This window comes from Streptomyces stoeckheimensis (assembly GCF_045822005.1).
In the GTDB taxonomy this organism is placed as follows: domain Bacteria; phylum Actinomycetota; class Actinomycetes; order Streptomycetales; family Streptomycetaceae; genus Streptomyces; species Streptomyces stoeckheimensis.
In genome coordinates, this window is the sequence record NZ_CP169550.1 from 3,574,360 (window position 1) to 3,590,641 (window position 16,282).

The 16,282-nt window shown below is 72.5% G+C and carries 18 protein-coding genes; 11 read left to right on the plus strand and 7 right to left on the minus strand.

What is annotated here, in order from left to right:
* Positions 1-220: 220 nt before the first annotated feature.
* From ACE1OC_RS15900 to ACE1OC_RS15920, 5 genes are all read left to right on the plus strand, one after another.
* Complete coding sequence (locus ACE1OC_RS15900) at positions 221-994, plus strand: hypothetical protein (protein ID WP_407837584.1); 774 nt, start codon at positions 221-223, stop codon at positions 992-994.
* An 87-nt stretch (positions 995-1,081) separates the two neighbouring features.
* Positions 1,082-1,726 carry a class F sortase gene (locus ACE1OC_RS15905; RefSeq protein WP_407837585.1) on the plus strand — a complete coding sequence of 215 codons (645 nt, stop codon included), beginning with the start codon at positions 1,082-1,084 and terminating at the stop codon, positions 1,724-1,726.
* A 25-nt stretch (positions 1,727-1,751) separates the two neighbouring features.
* On the plus strand, positions 1,752-2,369 hold the full coding sequence (locus ACE1OC_RS15910) for a PH domain-containing protein (protein ID WP_407837586.1): 618 nt from the start codon (positions 1,752-1,754) through the stop codon (positions 2,367-2,369).
* 104 nt (positions 2,370-2,473) lie between these two features.
* Positions 2,474-2,989, plus strand: coding sequence for a VanZ family protein (locus ACE1OC_RS15915; protein ID WP_407841574.1), 516 nt, complete (start codon positions 2,474-2,476; stop codon positions 2,987-2,989).
* A gap of 50 nt (positions 2,990-3,039) precedes the next feature.
* Positions 3,040-3,252: a PspC domain-containing protein gene (locus ACE1OC_RS15920; RefSeq protein ID WP_274549196.1), complete on the plus strand. Its 213-nt coding sequence runs from the start codon at positions 3,040-3,042 to the stop codon at positions 3,250-3,252.
* A 17-nt stretch (positions 3,253-3,269) separates the two neighbouring features.
* On the opposite strand, the gene ACE1OC_RS15925 is transcribed toward ACE1OC_RS15920, so the two are convergent.
* The 3 genes from ACE1OC_RS15925 to ACE1OC_RS15935 form a co-directional block, all read right to left on the minus strand.
* Entirely contained in the window at positions 3,270-4,088 is an 819-nt protein-coding gene (locus ACE1OC_RS15925; RefSeq protein WP_407837587.1) for a sensor domain-containing protein, read from the minus strand.
* A gap of 166 nt (positions 4,089-4,254) precedes the next feature.
* Positions 4,255-4,524 carry a hypothetical protein gene (locus ACE1OC_RS15930; protein WP_250746174.1) on the minus strand — a complete coding sequence of 90 codons (270 nt, stop codon included), beginning with the start codon at positions 4,522-4,524 and terminating at the stop codon, positions 4,255-4,257.
* Between the two features lie 139 nt (positions 4,525-4,663).
* Positions 4,664-5,812, minus strand: a complete 1,149-nt coding sequence (locus ACE1OC_RS15935; protein WP_250746172.1) for an adenosine deaminase — start codon at positions 5,810-5,812, stop codon at positions 4,664-4,666.
* Between the two features lie 114 nt (positions 5,813-5,926).
* On the opposite strand from ACE1OC_RS15935, the gene ACE1OC_RS15940 reads away from it, so the two are divergent.
* Together ACE1OC_RS15940 and ACE1OC_RS15945 are read left to right on the plus strand one after the other, a co-directional pair.
* On the plus strand, positions 5,927-6,646 hold the full coding sequence (locus ACE1OC_RS15940; RefSeq protein ID WP_407837588.1) for an alpha/beta hydrolase: 720 nt from the start codon (positions 5,927-5,929) through the stop codon (positions 6,644-6,646).
* 367 nt (positions 6,647-7,013) lie between these two features.
* On the plus strand, positions 7,014-8,108 hold the full coding sequence (locus ACE1OC_RS15945; RefSeq protein WP_407837589.1) for a helix-turn-helix transcriptional regulator: 1,095 nt from the start codon (positions 7,014-7,016) through the stop codon (positions 8,106-8,108).
* Here the strand turns inward: ACE1OC_RS15945 and ACE1OC_RS15950 are convergent.
* Positions 8,044-8,985 (minus strand): LysR family transcriptional regulator, encoded by a 942-nt coding sequence (locus ACE1OC_RS15950; protein ID WP_382971967.1) that lies wholly within the window; start codon positions 8,983-8,985, stop codon positions 8,044-8,046. The genes ACE1OC_RS15945 and ACE1OC_RS15950 overlap by 65 nt on opposite strands.
* 99 nt (positions 8,986-9,084) lie before the next feature.
* On the opposite strand from ACE1OC_RS15950, the gene ACE1OC_RS15955 reads away from it, so the two are divergent.
* The 4 genes from ACE1OC_RS15955 (at position 9,085) to ACE1OC_RS15970 (ending at position 13,941) form a co-directional block, all read left to right on the plus strand.
* Positions 9,085-10,365 carry an MFS transporter gene (locus ACE1OC_RS15955; protein ID WP_274549190.1) on the plus strand — a complete coding sequence of 427 codons (1,281 nt, stop codon included), beginning with the start codon at positions 9,085-9,087 and terminating at the stop codon, positions 10,363-10,365.
* Between the two features lie 50 nt (positions 10,366-10,415).
* Positions 10,416-11,867 (plus strand): DUF402 domain-containing protein, encoded by a 1,452-nt coding sequence (locus ACE1OC_RS15960; protein WP_407837590.1) that lies wholly within the window; start codon positions 10,416-10,418, stop codon positions 11,865-11,867.
* Between the two features lies 1 nt (position 11,868).
* Positions 11,869-12,846, plus strand: coding sequence for an RNA-binding protein (locus ACE1OC_RS15965; RefSeq protein WP_407837591.1), 978 nt, complete (start codon positions 11,869-11,871; stop codon positions 12,844-12,846).
* 93 nt (positions 12,847-12,939) lie between these two features.
* Positions 12,940-13,941, plus strand: coding sequence for a sigma-70 family RNA polymerase sigma factor (locus tag ACE1OC_RS15970; protein WP_407837592.1), 1,002 nt, complete (start codon positions 12,940-12,942; stop codon positions 13,939-13,941).
* On the opposite strand, the gene ACE1OC_RS15975 is transcribed toward ACE1OC_RS15970, so the two are convergent.
* From ACE1OC_RS15975 to ACE1OC_RS15985, 3 genes are all read right to left on the minus strand, one after another.
* Positions 13,837-14,172 (minus strand): STAS domain-containing protein, encoded by a 336-nt coding sequence (locus tag ACE1OC_RS15975; RefSeq protein ID WP_407837593.1) that lies wholly within the window; start codon positions 14,170-14,172, stop codon positions 13,837-13,839. The genes ACE1OC_RS15970 and ACE1OC_RS15975 overlap by 105 nt on opposite strands.
* A 51-nt stretch (positions 14,173-14,223) precedes the next feature.
* Positions 14,224-14,814 (minus strand): Uma2 family endonuclease, encoded by a 591-nt coding sequence (locus ACE1OC_RS15980; protein ID WP_407837594.1) that lies wholly within the window; start codon positions 14,812-14,814, stop codon positions 14,224-14,226.
* A gap of 95 nt (positions 14,815-14,909) precedes the next feature.
* Positions 14,910-16,187, minus strand: coding sequence for a thymidine phosphorylase (locus ACE1OC_RS15985; RefSeq protein ID WP_407837595.1), 1,278 nt, complete (start codon positions 16,185-16,187; stop codon positions 14,910-14,912).
* Positions 16,188-16,282 lie beyond the last annotated feature (95 nt).

Here is a 16,282-nt window from a genome sequence, read left to right on the forward strand (position 1 = left end):
TTTCGGCCCCGTCGCGACCTCGTACGGATCGAAGACGAGTGTGCTGGTCGGACAATCGTTCGCTGTTACGCAGCCATGACAGGACGACCACGTTCCGGTCGATCAAGATCCGTAGATTTCTCATCAGCAGCCCCGCAGACCTGACCGGACGAAATCCCGACAGCGACACCGCGGCATGCGACTCTCCGCCCCTTCCCAGACAATGCTTCCAGGAGTCGTTATGCGTACCGCCCTCCGTACCTCGATCGTCACCGCCGCCCTCGCCGGAGCGCTCCTGGCGCCCGCCGCGACGGCCATCGCCGCGCCCGCCGCGCAGGCCGTGACGGCCGTGACCTCGACGTCGGTGCTGTCCGCGAACACGTCGACGGACGACCGCTACGACGGCGAGACCGTCCTGGTCGCCAAGGGCCGCATCGCCGTGCTCCGCAACGGAGCCGAGGGCCCCGAGGTCTGGATCCGCGCCGTCTCCCCCGACTGGAAGCCGGGCGACGGCTGGGCCGGCCGCGTCCTGGCCAAGCTCGACCCCACCCACAAGCGTGCCGTCATCGAGGGCATCGAGTACGACCTGCGGAAGGTCGAGGTCGGCCAGGACAAGAACCGCTACGGCCTCAACGTCCACGTGTTGGGCGAGGGCGCCTCCAACGGCTGGTACCTGCTGCCCAAGGCCACCCCCGCCACCAAGCCCGCGCCCAAGCCGACGGCCAAGCCCACCGCCAAGCCCACTGCGAAGCCCGCCGAGCAGCCCGCCGCGAAGCCGGCCGCCGTGCCCGCCGCCAAGCCGCAGACCGCCGTCGTCCCCAAGGGCCCCGTCGCCGCGGGCGCCGAACTCACCGAAGCCTCCGAAGCCGCCGAAGATTCCGAGAGCACGCAGACCGTCGCCGCGGACACCGACAACACCACCACCGCGGCCACCGGCGCCGCCCTCATCGCGATACTCGCCGGTCTCGGCACCACCTTCGCCGTCCGCGCCCGCAAGGCCCGCGTCCGCGGCTGAACCGTCCTGCCCCGAGCCACTCGTTCCCGCTTCCGGCGGGCCACCCCACGGTGGCCCGCCGCAGGCCGTTTCCCCGGAGCCGACCCCATGGATCACCGCCCGTCCCGCCGACGCCCGCTGCTCGCCGCCGCCCTGCTCGGCCCGCTGGCCCTGGTCGCCCTGACCGGGTGCGGCGGTGCCGCACCGGCCGCCACTCCGCCGCCGCACGTCGCCGAGACCTCCGCCGCTCCCGTGCCCGCCCCGGCCGCGCCGTCGGCTTCGCCGTCGCCCGCCGCGGCTCTGCCCGCCTCCGCGCCCGTCCGGGTACGGATCGCCTCGGCCGGCGTGGACGCCTCGCCGGTACTGGAGCTCGGGCTGGCCTCCGACGGCTCGGTCCAGGTGCCCTCCGTAGCCGACGGGGACAAGATCGGCTGGTACACCAAGGGCGTCACCCCCGGCGAGACCGGCCCGGCGGTGCTGATCGGCCACTTCGACACCGCGCGCGGGCCGGCCGTCCTGCGCAACGTCTCGCGCGTCCACACCGGCGACGAGATCAGGGTGACCAGGGCGGACGGCACCGAAGCCGTCTTCCGGGTGCGCGAGCTGGAGCAGGTGGACAAGAAGGAGTTCCCCACCGCGAAGGTCTACGGGGACACCCCGCGCCCCGAGCTGCGCGTGATCACCTGCGGCGGTGAAATCACCGACGGTCACCGCCCCGACAACATCATCCTGTACGCCGATCTCGTGGGGTGAGACGGCTTGAGGCAGAATCGGCCGCATGAGCAGCGATCAGCCCACCGAAGAGCCGGCGTACGACGACCGGGTCTACCGCTCCCCGATGGCCACCGTCACCGGGGTGGTGCTGCTCGCCCTGCTCGCGTGGCTCTGCGGCGACGCCGTGGTGCGGGGTCACGGGAACGTCCCGTGGATCGCCCTCGCCGTCGTCCTGTGCCTGGCTCCGCTCATCGTCGCGTTCACGGTCCGTCCGGCCGTCTTCGCCAACGCCGACCGGCTGCGCGTGCGCAACCCCTTCCGGGTCATCGAGCTCCCCTGGGCCGCCGTCGACAGCCTGCGGGCCCGGTTCTCCGCCGAGGTGCTCGCGGAGGGGGCGACGTACCAGCTCTGGTCGATCCCGGTCTCCCTGCGGGAGCGCAACAAGGCCAACCGCCGCCAGACGCGCCGGCTCGGCCTGGGCAACGGGCAGAGCAAGACGCCGGACGAGGAAGTCCGCCGCGCCTCCGCCGACCGGACCATGGACGAACTGCGGACGCTGCTCGAGCGCGGTGCATCGCGGGCCGGCGCCCAGGGCTCGGTGAAGGTCTCCTGGTCGTACGAGATCATCGCGCCCTCCGTGATCGGCGCGCTGATCCTGATTGTGCTCCTCGCCACCGGCTGACCGGCGGTTTCCCCGGAACCGCGGGGGCCGGAACCCGCGTCTCCACTGGCGTGCACCGTCTCAAGGGCAAGCGTGTCAAGGGCAGCGGCAGCGCCGCCGTACAGCTGTGGATCCGGCTTCTCGCCGGGGTCCTGCTGGGCGCCCACCTCCTCCTCGTCGGCTGGCTGATGCTGCGCCCGCTGGACGTGCCCTGGGCGGCTGCCGCCAATCTGACCCCGCTGGAGGGGATCAGGGTGGACCTCTCCTACGGATCCCTGGAGGCCGCCCGCCGGATCGGCGGCGGGCTGGCGCTGCTGGCCCCGCTCGGGGTGCTGCTGCCGCTGCTCAGCGGCCGGGTGGAGCTCGCGCCGCTGGCGACCTGGTCCTCGCTGGCCCGGACGGCCGCCGCGGGCGCGCTGGTCTCGGTCGGCATCGAGATGCTGCAGACGGCGGTCCCGGGGCAGGTGGTCGATGTGGATTCGGTGCTGCTGAACACCCTCGGCGTGATGCTCGCGCACCTGGCCGTCGTCCCGGCCCTGAGGGCCCGGCTGCGGCGTTCTCAGGGGGCGACCCCGAGAATTACCAGGGTCGGGCTCGGCCCTTGGACCGACGTTCTGTCCTCTGTTCAGCGGGAGTATTGAGGCATCGCGGGAAAACATCCCGCGGCCCGCACAACGACCGAGGAGAGACCATGAGCGCCCTTGCCCGCCCCCGTGACGGACGATGGATCGGCGGAGTCTGTGCCGGTCTGGCGCGTCGCTTCGGAATATCCGCGAACACGATGCGGATCATCTTCGTCGTCTCGTGCCTGCTGCCCGGCCCGCAGTTCCTCCTTTACCTGGCGCTGTGGGTGCTCCTGCCGAACGAGAAGTCGAGCACGGCTTCCGCCGCGACCGGCTGGTAGTCGGCAGGACCCGGAATTCAGCGCGCGGCGCGGACCTTCTGGAGTTGCTTGTCCGCGACCTCGTGCGGGACCTGGGGGGTCTGGCGGCCGCCCGTGACGTTGAGTGCCATGAGGCGCACGACGGTGTCGCCCTGGCGTACGACGACCAGGTGGACCTGGGCGGTGACGCCTTCGGCGGCCGCGGTCGTGGTCCAGCTGACGCTCTCGTCGCCGCCCGTCTTGTAGTCGGCCGCCTTCACGTCGCGGTACGTGCCGCTCTGCTTCTCGACGGTGGCGGTGAAGCCGCCGGCGCAGGCGGCCACGGAGTCCTTCAGCCGGGCGATCAGCGTCTTGGCGTCGGACTCGGCGTAGGAGCTGACGGAGGCGGAGACGGCCAGGCCCAGCTGCTTCTGGGAGCCGATGCCCCGGTTGACGGTCTCGCGTGCGGCCGGGTCGGGCTTGTCGCCCATGATGTCGGCGAGTGGCTGGCAGGCCTTGCGGTCCGCCTGCGGCTGGCCGTCGGGGGCGTTCGGGTTCTTGCCGTTCGCGGAGATCTGGTAGCCGGTCAGGTCGCCCTGTTGCAGGGCGGAGCGCTCCAGCCTGCTGGAGGCCGGCTTGGGGCCGGTCGTGCCGCCGGTGCCGCCCGTGTCACCGGATCCGCCGGTGCCCGCGGAGCCGGAGGATCCCTCCGGGCCGGAAGCGCCGGCCGAGCCTGCCGACGCGGACTGCCCGGGCGCGCTCGCGGAGCCCTTCGGGTCCGGGCCCTTGCCGGAGGCGGGGGTGTTCGTACTGCCGCAGCCCACCGTCGCGGAGAGCAGGGCGGGGATCAGCACGGCCGTGGCCGTTCGTGCCTTCATGCGCATGGTCGAGACCTCATACCCAGGGTTTTGGCGGGCAGTTGGCGGCGATCCTGGCACATGACGCGACGCGGCACACACCTGGTCGAAAAGGCGTGCGCCGCGTGGGCGTGCGTGCGAATCGCGTACGGGTCGCGTACGGATCCGGCAGGGGATCCGGAGTGGATCAGGCGCCGAGGCCGCTGGTCGGCAGACCACCGAGCAGGCCGGTCACCGTGCCGAGCGCGGCGGCCGGGTCGGTCGCCTCGGGGGCCTTCTGGCCCTCGTCGGCGGTCACGTGCTGCTGGCTGGTCGCGCCCTGGACGGCGCCCGTGACGGTACCCAGCGCGTCACCGAGACCGACGGCGGGGACGGCCGAGGCGGTACCGGCGGCGACGGCGGCAAAGGCGGCACCGAGAGCGGCAACACCGAGGGTCTTGGCAGCTGACTGCTTCATGAAGAATCGTCCTTGCGACGGGGAAATGAGCGGCTCCGCAAACTAGTCACTTCAAACCCCCTCCCGCAAACATCATTAAATACGAGAAAGCGCCCGGGAATTGCTCCTCCCGGGCGCTTTCAGTCCGTCACGCCATGGCCTAGGCCGAGACGGAACCGCTGGTGGAAGCGGTTTGACGGAACAGCCATTCCGACTTCAGCTCCGCATAACCGGGCTTGATCACGTCGTTGATCATGGCCAGGCGTTCATCGAAAGGAATGAACGCGGACTTCATCGCATTGACCGTGAACCACTGCATGTCGTCGAGCGAGTAGCCGAAGGTGTCGACAAGGTGCTCGAACTCGCGGCTCATGCTGGTACCGCTCATCAGCCGGTTGTCGGTGTTGACGGTCAGCCTGAAGTGCAGTTTCCGCAGCAGGCCGATCGGGTGCTCGGCATAGGAGACCGCCGCGCCCGTCTGCAGGTTCGACGTCGGGCACATCTCCAGCGGGATCCGCTTGTCCCGGACGTACGAGGCCAGGCGGCCCAGCGTCACGGAGCCGTCGGCGGCGACCTCGATGTCATCGATGATCTTCACGCCGTGGCCGAGCCGGTCGGCGCCGCACCACTGCAGGGCCTGCCAGATCGACGGCAGGCCGAAGGCCTCGCCCGCGTGGATGGTGAAGTGGTTGTTCTCGCGCTTGAGGTACTCGAAGGCGTCGAGGTGGCGGGTGGGAGGGAACCCGGCCTCGGCACCGGCGATGTCGAAGCCGACGACGCCCTTGTCGCGGTAGCGGTTGGCCAGTTCCGCGATCTCCAGCGCGCGGGCCGCGTGCCGCATGGCGGTCAGCAGCGCGCCGACGCGGATCCGGTGGCCGTTGGCCTTCGCGCGGCGCTCGCCCTCGCGGAAGCCCTCGTTGACCGTCTCGACGACCTCTTCGAGGGTCAGGCCGGCTTCCAGGTGCTGCTCCGGCGCGTAGCGGATCTCCGCGTAGACGACGCCGTCCTCGGCGAGGTCCTCGGCACACTCGGCGGCCACCCGGAAGAGGGCCGCCTTCGTCTGCATGACCGCACAGGTGTGGGCGAACGTCTCCAGGTACCGCGGGAGGGAGCCGGAGTCGGCGGCTTCCCGGAACCAGATGCCGAGCTTGTCGGCGTCGCTCTCGGGAAGGTTCTCGTAGCCGACCTCGCGGGCCAGCTCGATGATGGTCCCGGGGCGCAGCCCACCGTCGAGGTGGTCGTGCAGGAGCACCTTCGGGGAGCGGCGGATCTGATCCGGGGTGGGCAGGTTGGGGGTCTCGCTCGTCATCTGGGCACTCTAGCTCCTACGCGCGTAGAGCGGTGAGGCGGTGGCCACCGCCGATATGTAACAGTGACCGCGCGGACGGGTGGCGTACACCTCCGCGTCTGAGACTGTTCCGTCATGGCACAGCATGCGCCGCCGGCGCGCGGGGCCCGCCTGGGGCGGGCGGCCGGCGCGACCGGCTCGGTCTCAACGGTCAGTGGTGTGGTGCTCCTTCTCCCCGGAGCGTCCAGATTGTCCCCCGGTCCGGTGCGTCCGCTGGCGCGGGCCCTGGCCCGTGCGGGCGCGGCGGACGGGCTGGTCACGCACCAGGTCATCCACGGCGCGGGAACCCGCGAAGGGGACGCCGAGTGGGCCGCGGACGAGGTGGTGCGGCGGTACGGGGACGTGCCGGTGTGCCTGGCCGGCTACGACGCGGGCGGCCGGGCGGCGCTCGCCGCGGCGGGCCACGAAGCCGTCAACTCCGTTCTGGCACTCGCCCCTTCGCTCTCCCGCCCGTCGGACACGGACTCCCCCGAACCGGTGAAGCAGCTCTCGGGCCGCCGGGTCCTGATCGTGCACGGCACCAACGACGCCCGCAGCGACCCGGAGTTGTCCTACCGATTGGCGACCCGGGCGAAGAAGGCGAACCGCACGACGTGCCGCTTCGAGGTGCACTCCGACGGACACGGACTGCGCGAGCACCAGGACGAAGTCGTGGCCCTGTCCGTGGACTTCGTCCTGGGTTCCGTGTTCTCGGGGCCCTACTCGCGGCCCGTCACCGACGCCCTGGCGGCTCCCCCGCCGCTGGGCCTGCGGATGCCGCTGGCCTCCGGCTACGGGCGGTCCCTGCGCGGCTGAAGGCGCCGGAGCGCAAGGCCCCGGTACGGGAGCGGCCGGAGCGCCAGGATGCGGTGGTGGTCGCGCGAGGCCGTCCGTGCCGGCCGCGCCGTCCCCTCCCGGTCGGATGACACGGGCGGGCCCGGCGCGACCACCTTGAGGCACACGCCCGCGCGAGGGCGCGGTGCCATGACGGCGAAGCGCGGACTCAGGATGCCCGCGCCCTCCCCCGAGAACGCCGTGGTACCACTGTGCCGGTTAGGCCTATCCTCACGAAGATCGGAGGGCATCGTCTTGACGCCTTGCGGGAACACGAGGGGTTTACACATCGGCACAGTCCGGGACGAATATGTATATGCCATCGGATGAAACGGACCAACTGAGCTCCGTGGCCCGGCGTCTTTACGCGTACGCGGCCGAACGGCACGCCTTCTCCGAGGCGGAGGCCGGCGAGGCGCTCGGTGAGTCCGTCGGCGCCGCCGTCGCCGAACTCGCGGCGGCCCACCTGATCCAGCCCCGCTCCCGTCGGGTCGCCGCCACGGACGGCAGCTGCCCCGACGGGCCGGCGCGGACGTGCTGGAGCGCCGTGTCCCCGCAGGCCGCGGTGGCCCGGACACTGGCCCCGCTGGCGCTGCGGGTGCGCGAGACCCACGACGAGATGGACCGGCTGCGCGGCCGGCTGGAGGAACTGCTCCCCGCGTACGAGGCGGGCACCGACCTGCGCGCCCGGGGCGGGGCGAACGCCCTGGAGCTGGTCACCGACCCGGCCGCCCTGCAGGACCTGATCGGGGAGCTCGTCGCCTCGGCCGAGTCCGAGGTGCTGACCTGCCACCCGGGCGGCGGCCGCAGCACGGCCACCCTGGAGGGGGCGGTGGTGCGGGACGAGGCGATGCTGGCCCGGGGCGTGCGGATGCGCACCCTCTACCAGCACACCGCCCGCTACTCCCGCCCGACGGCCGCCTACGTGGAGCGGGTGACCGCGCTCGGCTCGCAGGTCCGTACCGTCGGCGACGGGCTGATGCGGATGATCCTCGTCGACCGGCACACCGGGCTGATGGAGGTGCAGGACGACATCAAGGCGGCGCTGGTGGTGCGCGAGCCCAACGTCGTCCAGTTCATGGCGCAGACCTTCGAGCGCACCTGGGCGGAGGCCGAGCCCTTCAACACCACCATCGGGCCGGACCAGGCCCGTTCCATCTCCGACGAGCTGCGCCAGACCATCGTGCGGCTGCTGGCGGAAGGGCTGGAGGACAAGGTCATCGCCCGGCGGCTGGGCATGTCGGAGCGGACCTGTCAGCGCCACATCGCCGAGATCATGCGGGCGGTGGGGGCCAAGTCCCGCTTCCAGGCCGGGTTCCTGCTGTCGGCTACGGCCGCGGCGACGGCCTCCGCGGCCACCGCCGCCTCCGAGGCCCCGCTCACTCCCCACCCGGCTGGAGCTCCGGAATCAGCCGCCCCCGGCGGGACAGCAGAAACTTCTTGAACTCCGCCACCGGCGGCGTGTCGGGGTGCCCGTCGAGCCAGGCCACCCCGATCTCGCGGACGGCCCGCGGGGCGGTGACCGTCAGCTCGACGACCCCGGGCCGGGCCACCGCGGGCGGCGGCAGCAGCGCCACGCCCAGACCGGCGGCGACGAGGCCGCGCAGGGTCTCGGCCTCCTCGCCCTCGAAGGCGACCCGGGGCGTGAACCCGGCCTCCGCGCACAGGTCGTCGGTGATGCGGCGCAGCCCGTAGCCGGGCTCCAGGGTGACGAAGGTTTCCTCGGCGGCCTCCGCGAGGCGGATGCGCTTGCGCGTCGCGAGCCGGTGGTCGTCGGGGACCACCAGGCGCAGCCGCTGCTCGTCGAGCCGGCGGGCCACCAGGTCCGGGGCGTCGGGCAGCGGCGAGGTCAGGCAGAGGTCGAGCTCGCCCGCGCGCAGCTTCTCCAACATGGCCTCGCCGTAGTTCTGGACCAGGGAGAACCGTACGCCGGGGTGGTCGGCCCGGAAGGCCCGGATCAGACCGGGCACGGTCTCGGGGCCCAGGGTGTGCAGGAAGCCGAAGGCGACCTTGCCGAAGGACGGGTCGGCGTCCTGCTGCACGGAGCCGGCGGCGCGGGCGATCTCGGCCAGCGAGCGTTCCGCCGAGGCGAGGAAGGTGCGGCCGGCGGTGGTGAGCGCGACCGTACGGCCCTTGCGGGCGAACAGCGTGACGCCCAGGTCCTGTTCGAGGCGGACCATGGCCCGCGACAGGGTGGACTGCGGGACGCCCAGCTCGTGCGCGGCGCGGGTGACGTGCTCGTGCCGGGCGACGGCGACGAAGTACGCGAGGCGCGGGGCCAGCGCATGTGTCACGGCCATGTCTTCTTCGTAACGACTCATCGATAGGCACCCATCTGACCTGCGCTGATGCACGGATGGATTGATTATCGCGAATCTGTGCATTGGACGCATGAAAAGGAGGAGCCTACGGTCGTACGCATGCCTCCCGCTCATACCGGGGCACCCGTCATCCCGGGTGCCTCCACCCCGTCGTTCCCCGCCTCCGCACCCGAGGCGCACGAGCCCGGCCGTCCCGGCTACCGCCGCCTCAGCCTCGCGCTCTTCGCCGCCGGCCTGGCCACCTTCGCCCTCCTCTACTCCACCCAGGCGCTGCTGCCCGCGATCTCCGACGGCTTCGGCGTGACGGCGGGTCAGGCCAGCTGGACGGTCTCCGCGGCCACCGGTGCGCTCGCCCTGTTCGTCCTGCCGCTCAGCGCGCTCTCGGAGCGCTTCGGCCGGACCCGGATGATGACCTGCTCGATGGTGATCGCCGTCGGCGTCGGCCTCCTCGTGCCCTTCGCGCCGAACCTGGAGTGGCTGATCGCGCTGCGCGCCGTCCAGGGCGCGGCGATCGCCGGCATCCCGGCCTCCGCGATGGCGTACCTGGCGGAAGAGGTGAAGCCGAAGGCGCTGGTCGCCGCGATCGGCCTGTTCGTGGCGGGCAACTCCATCGGCGGCATGAGCGGCCGCCTCGTCACGGGCTGGGCGGCCCAGGTCTGGGGCTGGCGCGGCGGGCTGCTGGCCGTCGGCCTGATGTCGCTGGCCTGCGCGGCGGCGTTCCTGGTCCTGCTGCCCCGGGCCCGGTTCTTCCGGCCGGCCTCGCTGAACCCGCGCGCGGTGGGACGTACCGTCTCCGGGCACCTGCGCGACCCGTTGCTGCTGCGGCTGTACGGGATCGGCGCGCTGTTCATGACCGTGTTCGGGGCGGTGTACACGGTCATCGGCTACCGCCTGGTGGACGAGCCGTTCTCGCTCGGGCAGGGCCTCATCGGCTCGATCTTCCTGATCTACCTGGTCGGTACGGTCTCCTCGGCGGCGGCCGGGCAGCTGGTGGCCCGGCTGGGCCGGCGCGGCGCGCTGTACCTGGCGGTGACCACGACGGCGGCGGGCCTGTTCCTGTCCCTCGCGGAATCGCTCACTGCGATCCTGCTGGGCCTGATCCTCATCACCGCGGGCTTCTTCGCGGGCCACGCGGTGGCCTCCGCGGCGGTGAGCCGCACGGCGAAGACGGGCCGCGCACAGGCCTCGGCGCTCTACCAGTCGGCGTACTACGTCGGCTCCAGCGCCGGCGGCACGCTGGGCGCCCTCGCCTACCACTCGGCGGGCTGGGCGGCCACGGTCACCCTCGCGCTGCTCGCGGTCGCCGGGGTCGTCACGATCACCCTGTACGGGTCCCACGCGGCCCGTACGGCCCGGATCGCGGCGCTGGCGGCACGCTGAGGGCCGCCGCACAAGGGGACCGCAACCGGCGAATGGCATGATCGCCGATCATGTCCACAGTCAACGTTCACCTCATACTCGGCAGCACGGTCAGCATGATCATCCCGGCCCGCGCGGTGGAGTCGGGCGACGACGGCCTGCTGCTGTGGGTGGCCCCGGGCACCCCGCTCTGGCGCGCCACCATCCCGCCCGGCACCCACCTGCGGGACCTGCCGCCGGAGGGCTCGTACCCGCTGCGGGCCGACCGGTGGCGGCACGGGGGCGCACTGATCCTGCAGCCGGCCGGGGCGGGGCACGCGGTCTGGTGGAGCTTCACGCTGGAGCAGGAGTTCCGCAGCTGGTACGTGAACCTCGAATCCCGGGTCCGCAGCCCGGACGGCGCGGACGTCCACGTGACCGACCAGGAACTCGACATCACGGTGACCCCGGACCGCGCGTGGGAGTGGAAGGACGAGGAGTCCTTCGCCGCGAAGACGGGCCACCCGGTGTACTGGACCCCGGCCGAGGCCGCCGCCATCCGCGCGGAGGGCGTCCGCGTCACCCGCCTCATCGACGCGGCCGCCTACCCCTTCGACGGCACCTGGTGCGACTTCCGCCCCCCGGCGTCCTGGCCCCTCCCGGCCCGCCCGCCCCTCCCCCTCGGGTCGGTCACGACCCCGTCGGGGGTGCTGCTCCTGGGCAAGGCCGGCTGGATCGACCACCGCCCGGACGGTGATCCGACCCGTTCGGAGCGCGCCGCCGCCCTGGCGGCCACGGGCGGCGGCCACCTCCACGACGGCGGCGCGGCCGGGCCCGAACCGTACGGCTACGAGGCGGTGGCCGTCCCGGCCGCCACCGACCGCCCCCTGCCCGTACGGGCCTGGACCTCACCGTCCCCCTTCGACGGCGAAGCGGTGATCTCGGCCCTGGAGATATCCCTCGGCCTCCCCTGGGACCGTGCGGCCCACGGCCCGGGACCCGTCCCCCTCGGCGACCTCCCGGTCGACCGCTGCGGCATGGTCCTGGGCGACGCCCGGGCCCTGGACGCCTTCGAGGGCCTGAGCGGGGATGCCGTGGACGGCCTGGCGGACGTCACGTACTGGGGCAGGTACGAGGACGAGGCCCAGGCGGTGTTCGGCGGCGAGCCGACCTCCGGAGCATCCGGCCCCCGCGGCTTCCTCGACCTCCCGCTGGGCGAGGCCGCGGCTCTGGCGGAGCGGATCAGGGACTGGGTCAGGGCAGGACCGGGCAACGGCCTGCTCGTGTCCGTGGAGCCCCACACCGACTACCACCGCGCCCGGCGCGCCGGCTCGGGCCACCCGCTCCTGGCCGGGCCCATCGAACTCGGCGGCTGCCGGGTGCTCGGGCTCGGCTGGGACCCCGGGGACCACTCCATGCGACACCGCGGCGAGCGGGCGCACGGGCAGGTGTACCCGGTCACGCTGGAGGAGCGAGCGGGCGAGGCCGTGCTGCGGTGGACCATCCCCCCTTACGAGGCTCCGCCCGCAGCGGAAGGGGCCTGACGTGCCGTTCCTGCCCCACGCCTACCGGGTGACCAAGTACGACCCCGCCGACCGGGCGCCCGACGGAACCTACCGGGGGACCGAGGACACCGACAGCGACCGCGGGCCGGTCGAGGCCGCGTACCTGGCGGCCGTGGCGGCCTTCGCGGAGGAGAGCGGGGTCGGGCTGCTCACCGTGCGGGATCCGCGGGTCGCCGGCGGGGCCGGGGGTGCGCACTTCGGGCGGGAACCGGCGGTGGAGGGGTACGGGCTGACCGGGCTGTTCCCGGGCGGCCCGGCCGGTTTCCACGACGGGGCGCAGGTGACGGTGCCGGTCGCGGCCGAGCTCCTGCGCGGCATGCTCCGCGGCGACGGCCCCTACTGCCGGCTGGAGGCGACGCAGGGGGCGCGGGAGGTCTTCGCCGTGGACGTCGGGTGGGACCTGTACGTCTACGTCGGCTCCCACACGTCCTGCGAGGGGGCCGTGGCCCGTGCCCGGGAGCTCGGGATCTTCGCGGAGCCGATCGAGGTCTCGCCGTACGACCCCGAGTTCGACGACCCGTACGAGCGGCGGCCCGCCGACGAGGGGTTCTGGGAGCGGGTCCGGGCGAGCGCGGCGCGCGGTGAGGCGGGCCTCGTCGAGGAGCAGCACGCCTGGACCCGCTGGCACCGGATCGACAGCGGCAGGTCGCTCGACGCCGTGCGCGCCGGGCTCGCGCCGCGCGCGCTGCTGCACGTCTGGCCGGGGCTGTCCGCCGACACCGCCGGGCTGATCGCGGGGCTCCCGGAGGAGTTCTCGCTGGAGTGCGTGTGGGAGGACGCGGACGGCCGGATCCGGAGCGGTGGCGTCGACGAGGAGGACCGCGCGGAGCTGGTGGAGGTGCTCGCCGGAGCCAGGGCCGCGGCCCTGCTGCCGGTGTACGCCGACGACCATGACCCCCTGTTCACCGGTGTGGTGCCGGACCCGGACGGAGTGGTGCGGGCCCGGTGGCAGGTGTAGCGGAACGTTTCGCCGCCGCGTGCCGGGCTGCGGTTGTCAGAGCCCTCGGGTAGGTTCCGAAGGACCGGGAACTACCCAGGGGGATCAAGGGACATGACCGAAGCCACCGACCTCGCACCCGACCTCGACGCCGCGCTCGACCGCTACCGCGTGGAGCTCACCGGCTACTGCTACCGCATGCTCGGCTCGGCCTTCGACGCCGAGGACGCGGTGCAGGACACGTACATCCGCGCCTGGCGGAGCTTCGAGAAGTTCGAGGGGCGGTCCTCCCTGCGGTCGTGGCTGTACCGGATCGCCACCAACGTCTGTCTGGACCTGCTGAACGCGGGGAACAAGCGGGCCCGGCCGATGGACCTGAGTGCTCCGCAGCACCAGGCGTCCGCCGTGCTGGGCGAGCGGCCCGAGGTGACCTGGCTGGAGCCGGTGCCGGACGGGCGGGTGCTGCCGCAGACCGCCGATCCGGCGGAGATGGCGCTGGCGAAGGAGTCCGTTCGGCTCGCGTTCGTCGCCGCGCTCCAGCACCTGCCGGCCAAGCAGCGGGCCGTGCTGATCCTGCGCGAGGTGCTGGCCTGGAAGGCCGACGAGGTCGCCACCCTGCTGGACACCACCGTCGCCTCGGTGAACAGCGCCCTGCAGCGGGCCCGCGCGACCCTCGCCGCCACCCGGATCCGGGAGACCGAGTCCGCGGACCCGCTGGACACCGACCAGGTCAAGCTGCTGGAGCAGTACCTCGCCGCCTTCGAGGCGTACGACATCTCCCGGCTGACCGCCCTGCTCCACGAGGACGCCGTCCTGTCGATGCCGCCGTTCGACCTGTGGCTCCAGGGCCACGAGGACATCGCGGCCTGGCACCTGAACCAGGGCATCGGCTGCAAGGGCTCGCGGCTGCTCCCGACGACGGCGAACGGCATGCCCGCCTTCGGCCAGTACCGGCCGCGGGAGGACGGGCAGCCGGGCTGGACCCCGTGGGCGCTCCAGGTGCTGGAGGTCTCAGACGGGAAGATCGTCGGGCTCAACGCCTTCCTGGACACCGCCCGGTGGTTCCCGCTCTTCGGGCTCCCCGAGCAGCTCGACGAGTCCTACGAGGTGCAGTAGCGCGCGCAGCGGGGGCGGGGCCCCGGTGACCCGGAAGGGGCGCCCGGCGGCGGTCAGCCGCAGCCGGGCCAGGGCCTCGACGGCGGCGAGGCCGGGCGCCGTGGCGGCAGCCGCATCGCACACCACCGCCGTCGCCCCGGCTTCGTACAGCCGGGCCAGGCGGGCGCACAGCCCCGCCACATCGTGGGCGGCGAGGCCGGGGCCGGGCAGTACCAGTCGCGTGATCGTCACGAGGGGGTGACTCCCCCGGGGCCCGGAATTCATCGGCGCCGGGAGATCACCTCAGGGTGTGGGGAAGTCGGAGGTGTCCAGCGTGCAGTCGAACGGCTTGGGGATGTGGATCGGCTCGCCGAACTCGACCACCGACAGCAGGCGGTACGTACCACCCTGGGGCTCGCCGTACAGGTGCACAGTGGGTGTGCCGGACACGTGCGGGTCGATCAGCAGGTAGAGCGGCACGCCGGCGGCGGCGTAGCCGTTCAGTTTGGCCACTCGGTCGTTGGACGCATTCGATTTCGAGGTGATCTCGACAACGATCTCAGCAGCGGCTGCGGGGACGTAGTTGCCCCTACTGCGCACCACGTCGCGGGGTACGACCGCCAGGTCAGGAATGTAGAGGCCGCTTCGAGACGGGACTGCGACATTGAGCGTTTGGTAGATCCCGCAATCGTCGGGCTTCGCTGCGGAGAGACCCTCATGAACCAAGTCGGCGATGTAGTTGTGGTGGTTGACCGGTGGTGGTGCCACGGTGACGATCCCCTCAATGATCTCCACCTTGCAGCCCTCGGGCCGGTCCATGTCCTCCCAGCGACGGACGAGGCCCTCCCAGCCACCGTCGCGTTCGGGCTCGTGTTGGACCGTGAGTGCGCTCATGGTGTGCTCCTCAGGCTGTAGGCACCGATCCCAGCATGCAGAACGGGACCGGTGGGCGTCCACCGATCCCGTTCAGCCGTACGAGTGAGCACAGGTCAGGCGATGCGGTCCAGCACGATCGGGGTCGCCGAGAAGGCCGTGCCCGCCGCCGCGATGTCGAAGGTGCCGTCCAGCGCCGCCAGGGCGTAGTCGAACTTCTCCGGGGTGTCCGTGTGCAGGGTCATCAGGGGCTGGCCCGCGACCACCGTGTCGCCCGGCTTCGCGTGCAGCTCGATGCCCGCGCCCGCCTGGACCGGGTCCTCCTTGCGCGCGCGGCCGGCGCCCAGGCGCCAGGCGCCCACGCCCACCCCGTACGCGTCCAGCCGCGTCAGCACGCCCGAGGACGGGGCCGTGACCACGTGCTGGTCCCGCGCGACGGGCAGCGCCGCGTCCGGGTCGCCGCCCTGGGCCGCGATCATCCGGCGCCACACGTCCATCGCGGAGCCGTCGGCCAGGGCCTTCGCCGGGTCGGCGTCCTTGATGCCCGCGGCGTCCAGCATCTCCCGGGCCAGGGCCAGGGTCAGCTCGACCACGTCCGAGGGGCCGCCGCCCGCCAGGACCTCGACGGACTCGCGGATCTCCAGGGCGTTGCCGGCGGTGAGGCCGAGCGGGGTGGACATGTCGGTGAGCAGGGCGACCGTCTTGACCCCGCTGTCCGTGCCCAGGCCGACCATCGTGCGGGCCAGCTCGCGCGCGTCCTCGATGTTCTTCATGAAGGCGCCGGTGCCGACCTTCACGTCCAGGACGAGGGAGCCGGTGCCCTCGGCGATCTTCTTGGACATGATCGAGGAGGCGATCAGCGGGATGGCCTCGACGGTGCCGGTCACGTCGCGCAGCGCGTAGAGCTTCTTGTCGGCCGGGGCCAGGCCGTCGCCGGCGGCGCAGATGACGGCGCCGGTGGTGTCCAGGACGTGCAGCATCTCCTCGTTGGAGAGCAGGGCGCGCCAGCCGGGGATGGATTCCAGCTTGTCCAGGGTGCCGCCGGTGTGGCCGAGGCCGCGGCCCGAGAGCTGCGGTACGGCGGCGCCGCAGGCCGCGACGAGCGGGGCCAGCGGCAGGGTGATCTTGTCGCCGACGCCGCCGGTGGAGTGCTTGTCCGCGGTCGGGCGGGAGAGGGAGTCGAAGTTCATCCGCTCGCCGCTGGCGATCATCGCGGCGGTCCAGCGGGCGATCTCGGTGCGGTTCATGCCGTTGAGCAGGATGGCCATCGCCAGCGCCGACATCTGCTCGTCGGCGACCACTCCGCGCGTGTACGCGTCGATGACCCAGTCGATCTGCTCGGGGCTCAGTTCACCGCGGTCGCGCTTGGTGCGGATGACGGAGATGACGTCCATGGAAGTGCTTCCTTCTACGCGCATAGAGAGAGGAGAGGGGTTACCGGTCGCCAGGGACTGGTGGAAGGACGGCGGCCCCCCGCCCGGCAGGGCGG

Excerpts from the sequence above, each read along its gene's own strand:
- ACE1OC_RS15970 (WP_407837592.1), top strand. The coding sequence starts at position 12,940 with ATGACCGAAGCCACCGACCTCGCACCCGACCTCGACGCCGCGCTCGAC.
- ACE1OC_RS15935 (WP_250746172.1), bottom strand. The coding sequence starts at position 5,812 with ATGACGAGCGAGACCCCCAACCTGCCCACCCCGGATCAGATCCGCCGC.
- ACE1OC_RS15960 (WP_407837590.1), top strand. The coding sequence starts at position 10,416 with ATGTCCACAGTCAACGTTCACCTCATACTCGGCAGCACGGTCAGCATG.
- ACE1OC_RS15920 (WP_274549196.1), top strand. The coding sequence starts at position 3,040 with ATGAGCGCCCTTGCCCGCCCCCGTGACGGACGATGGATCGGCGGAGTC.
- ACE1OC_RS15950 (WP_382971967.1), bottom strand. The coding sequence starts at position 8,985 with ATGAGTCGTTACGAAGAAGACATGGCCGTGACACATGCGCTGGCCCCG.
- ACE1OC_RS15900 (WP_407837584.1), top strand. The coding sequence starts at position 221 with ATGCGTACCGCCCTCCGTACCTCGATCGTCACCGCCGCCCTCGCCGGA.
- ACE1OC_RS15980 (WP_407837594.1), bottom strand. The coding sequence starts at position 14,814 with ATGAGCGCACTCACGGTCCAACACGAGCCCGAACGCGACGGTGGCTGG.
- ACE1OC_RS15985 (WP_407837595.1), bottom strand. The coding sequence starts at position 16,187 with ATGGACGTCATCTCCGTCATCCGCACCAAGCGCGACCGCGGTGAACTG.
- ACE1OC_RS15940 (WP_407837588.1), top strand. The coding sequence starts at position 5,927 with ATGGCACAGCATGCGCCGCCGGCGCGCGGGGCCCGCCTGGGGCGGGCG.
- ACE1OC_RS15925 (WP_407837587.1), bottom strand. The coding sequence starts at position 4,088 with ATGAAGGCACGAACGGCCACGGCCGTGCTGATCCCCGCCCTGCTCTCC.
- ACE1OC_RS15955 (WP_274549190.1), top strand. The coding sequence starts at position 9,085 with ATGCCTCCCGCTCATACCGGGGCACCCGTCATCCCGGGTGCCTCCACC.
- ACE1OC_RS15910 (WP_407837586.1), top strand. The coding sequence starts at position 1,752 with ATGAGCAGCGATCAGCCCACCGAAGAGCCGGCGTACGACGACCGGGTC.
- ACE1OC_RS15930 (WP_250746174.1), bottom strand. The coding sequence starts at position 4,524 with ATGAAGCAGTCAGCTGCCAAGACCCTCGGTGTTGCCGCTCTCGGTGCC.
- ACE1OC_RS15905 (WP_407837585.1), top strand. The coding sequence starts at position 1,082 with ATGGATCACCGCCCGTCCCGCCGACGCCCGCTGCTCGCCGCCGCCCTG.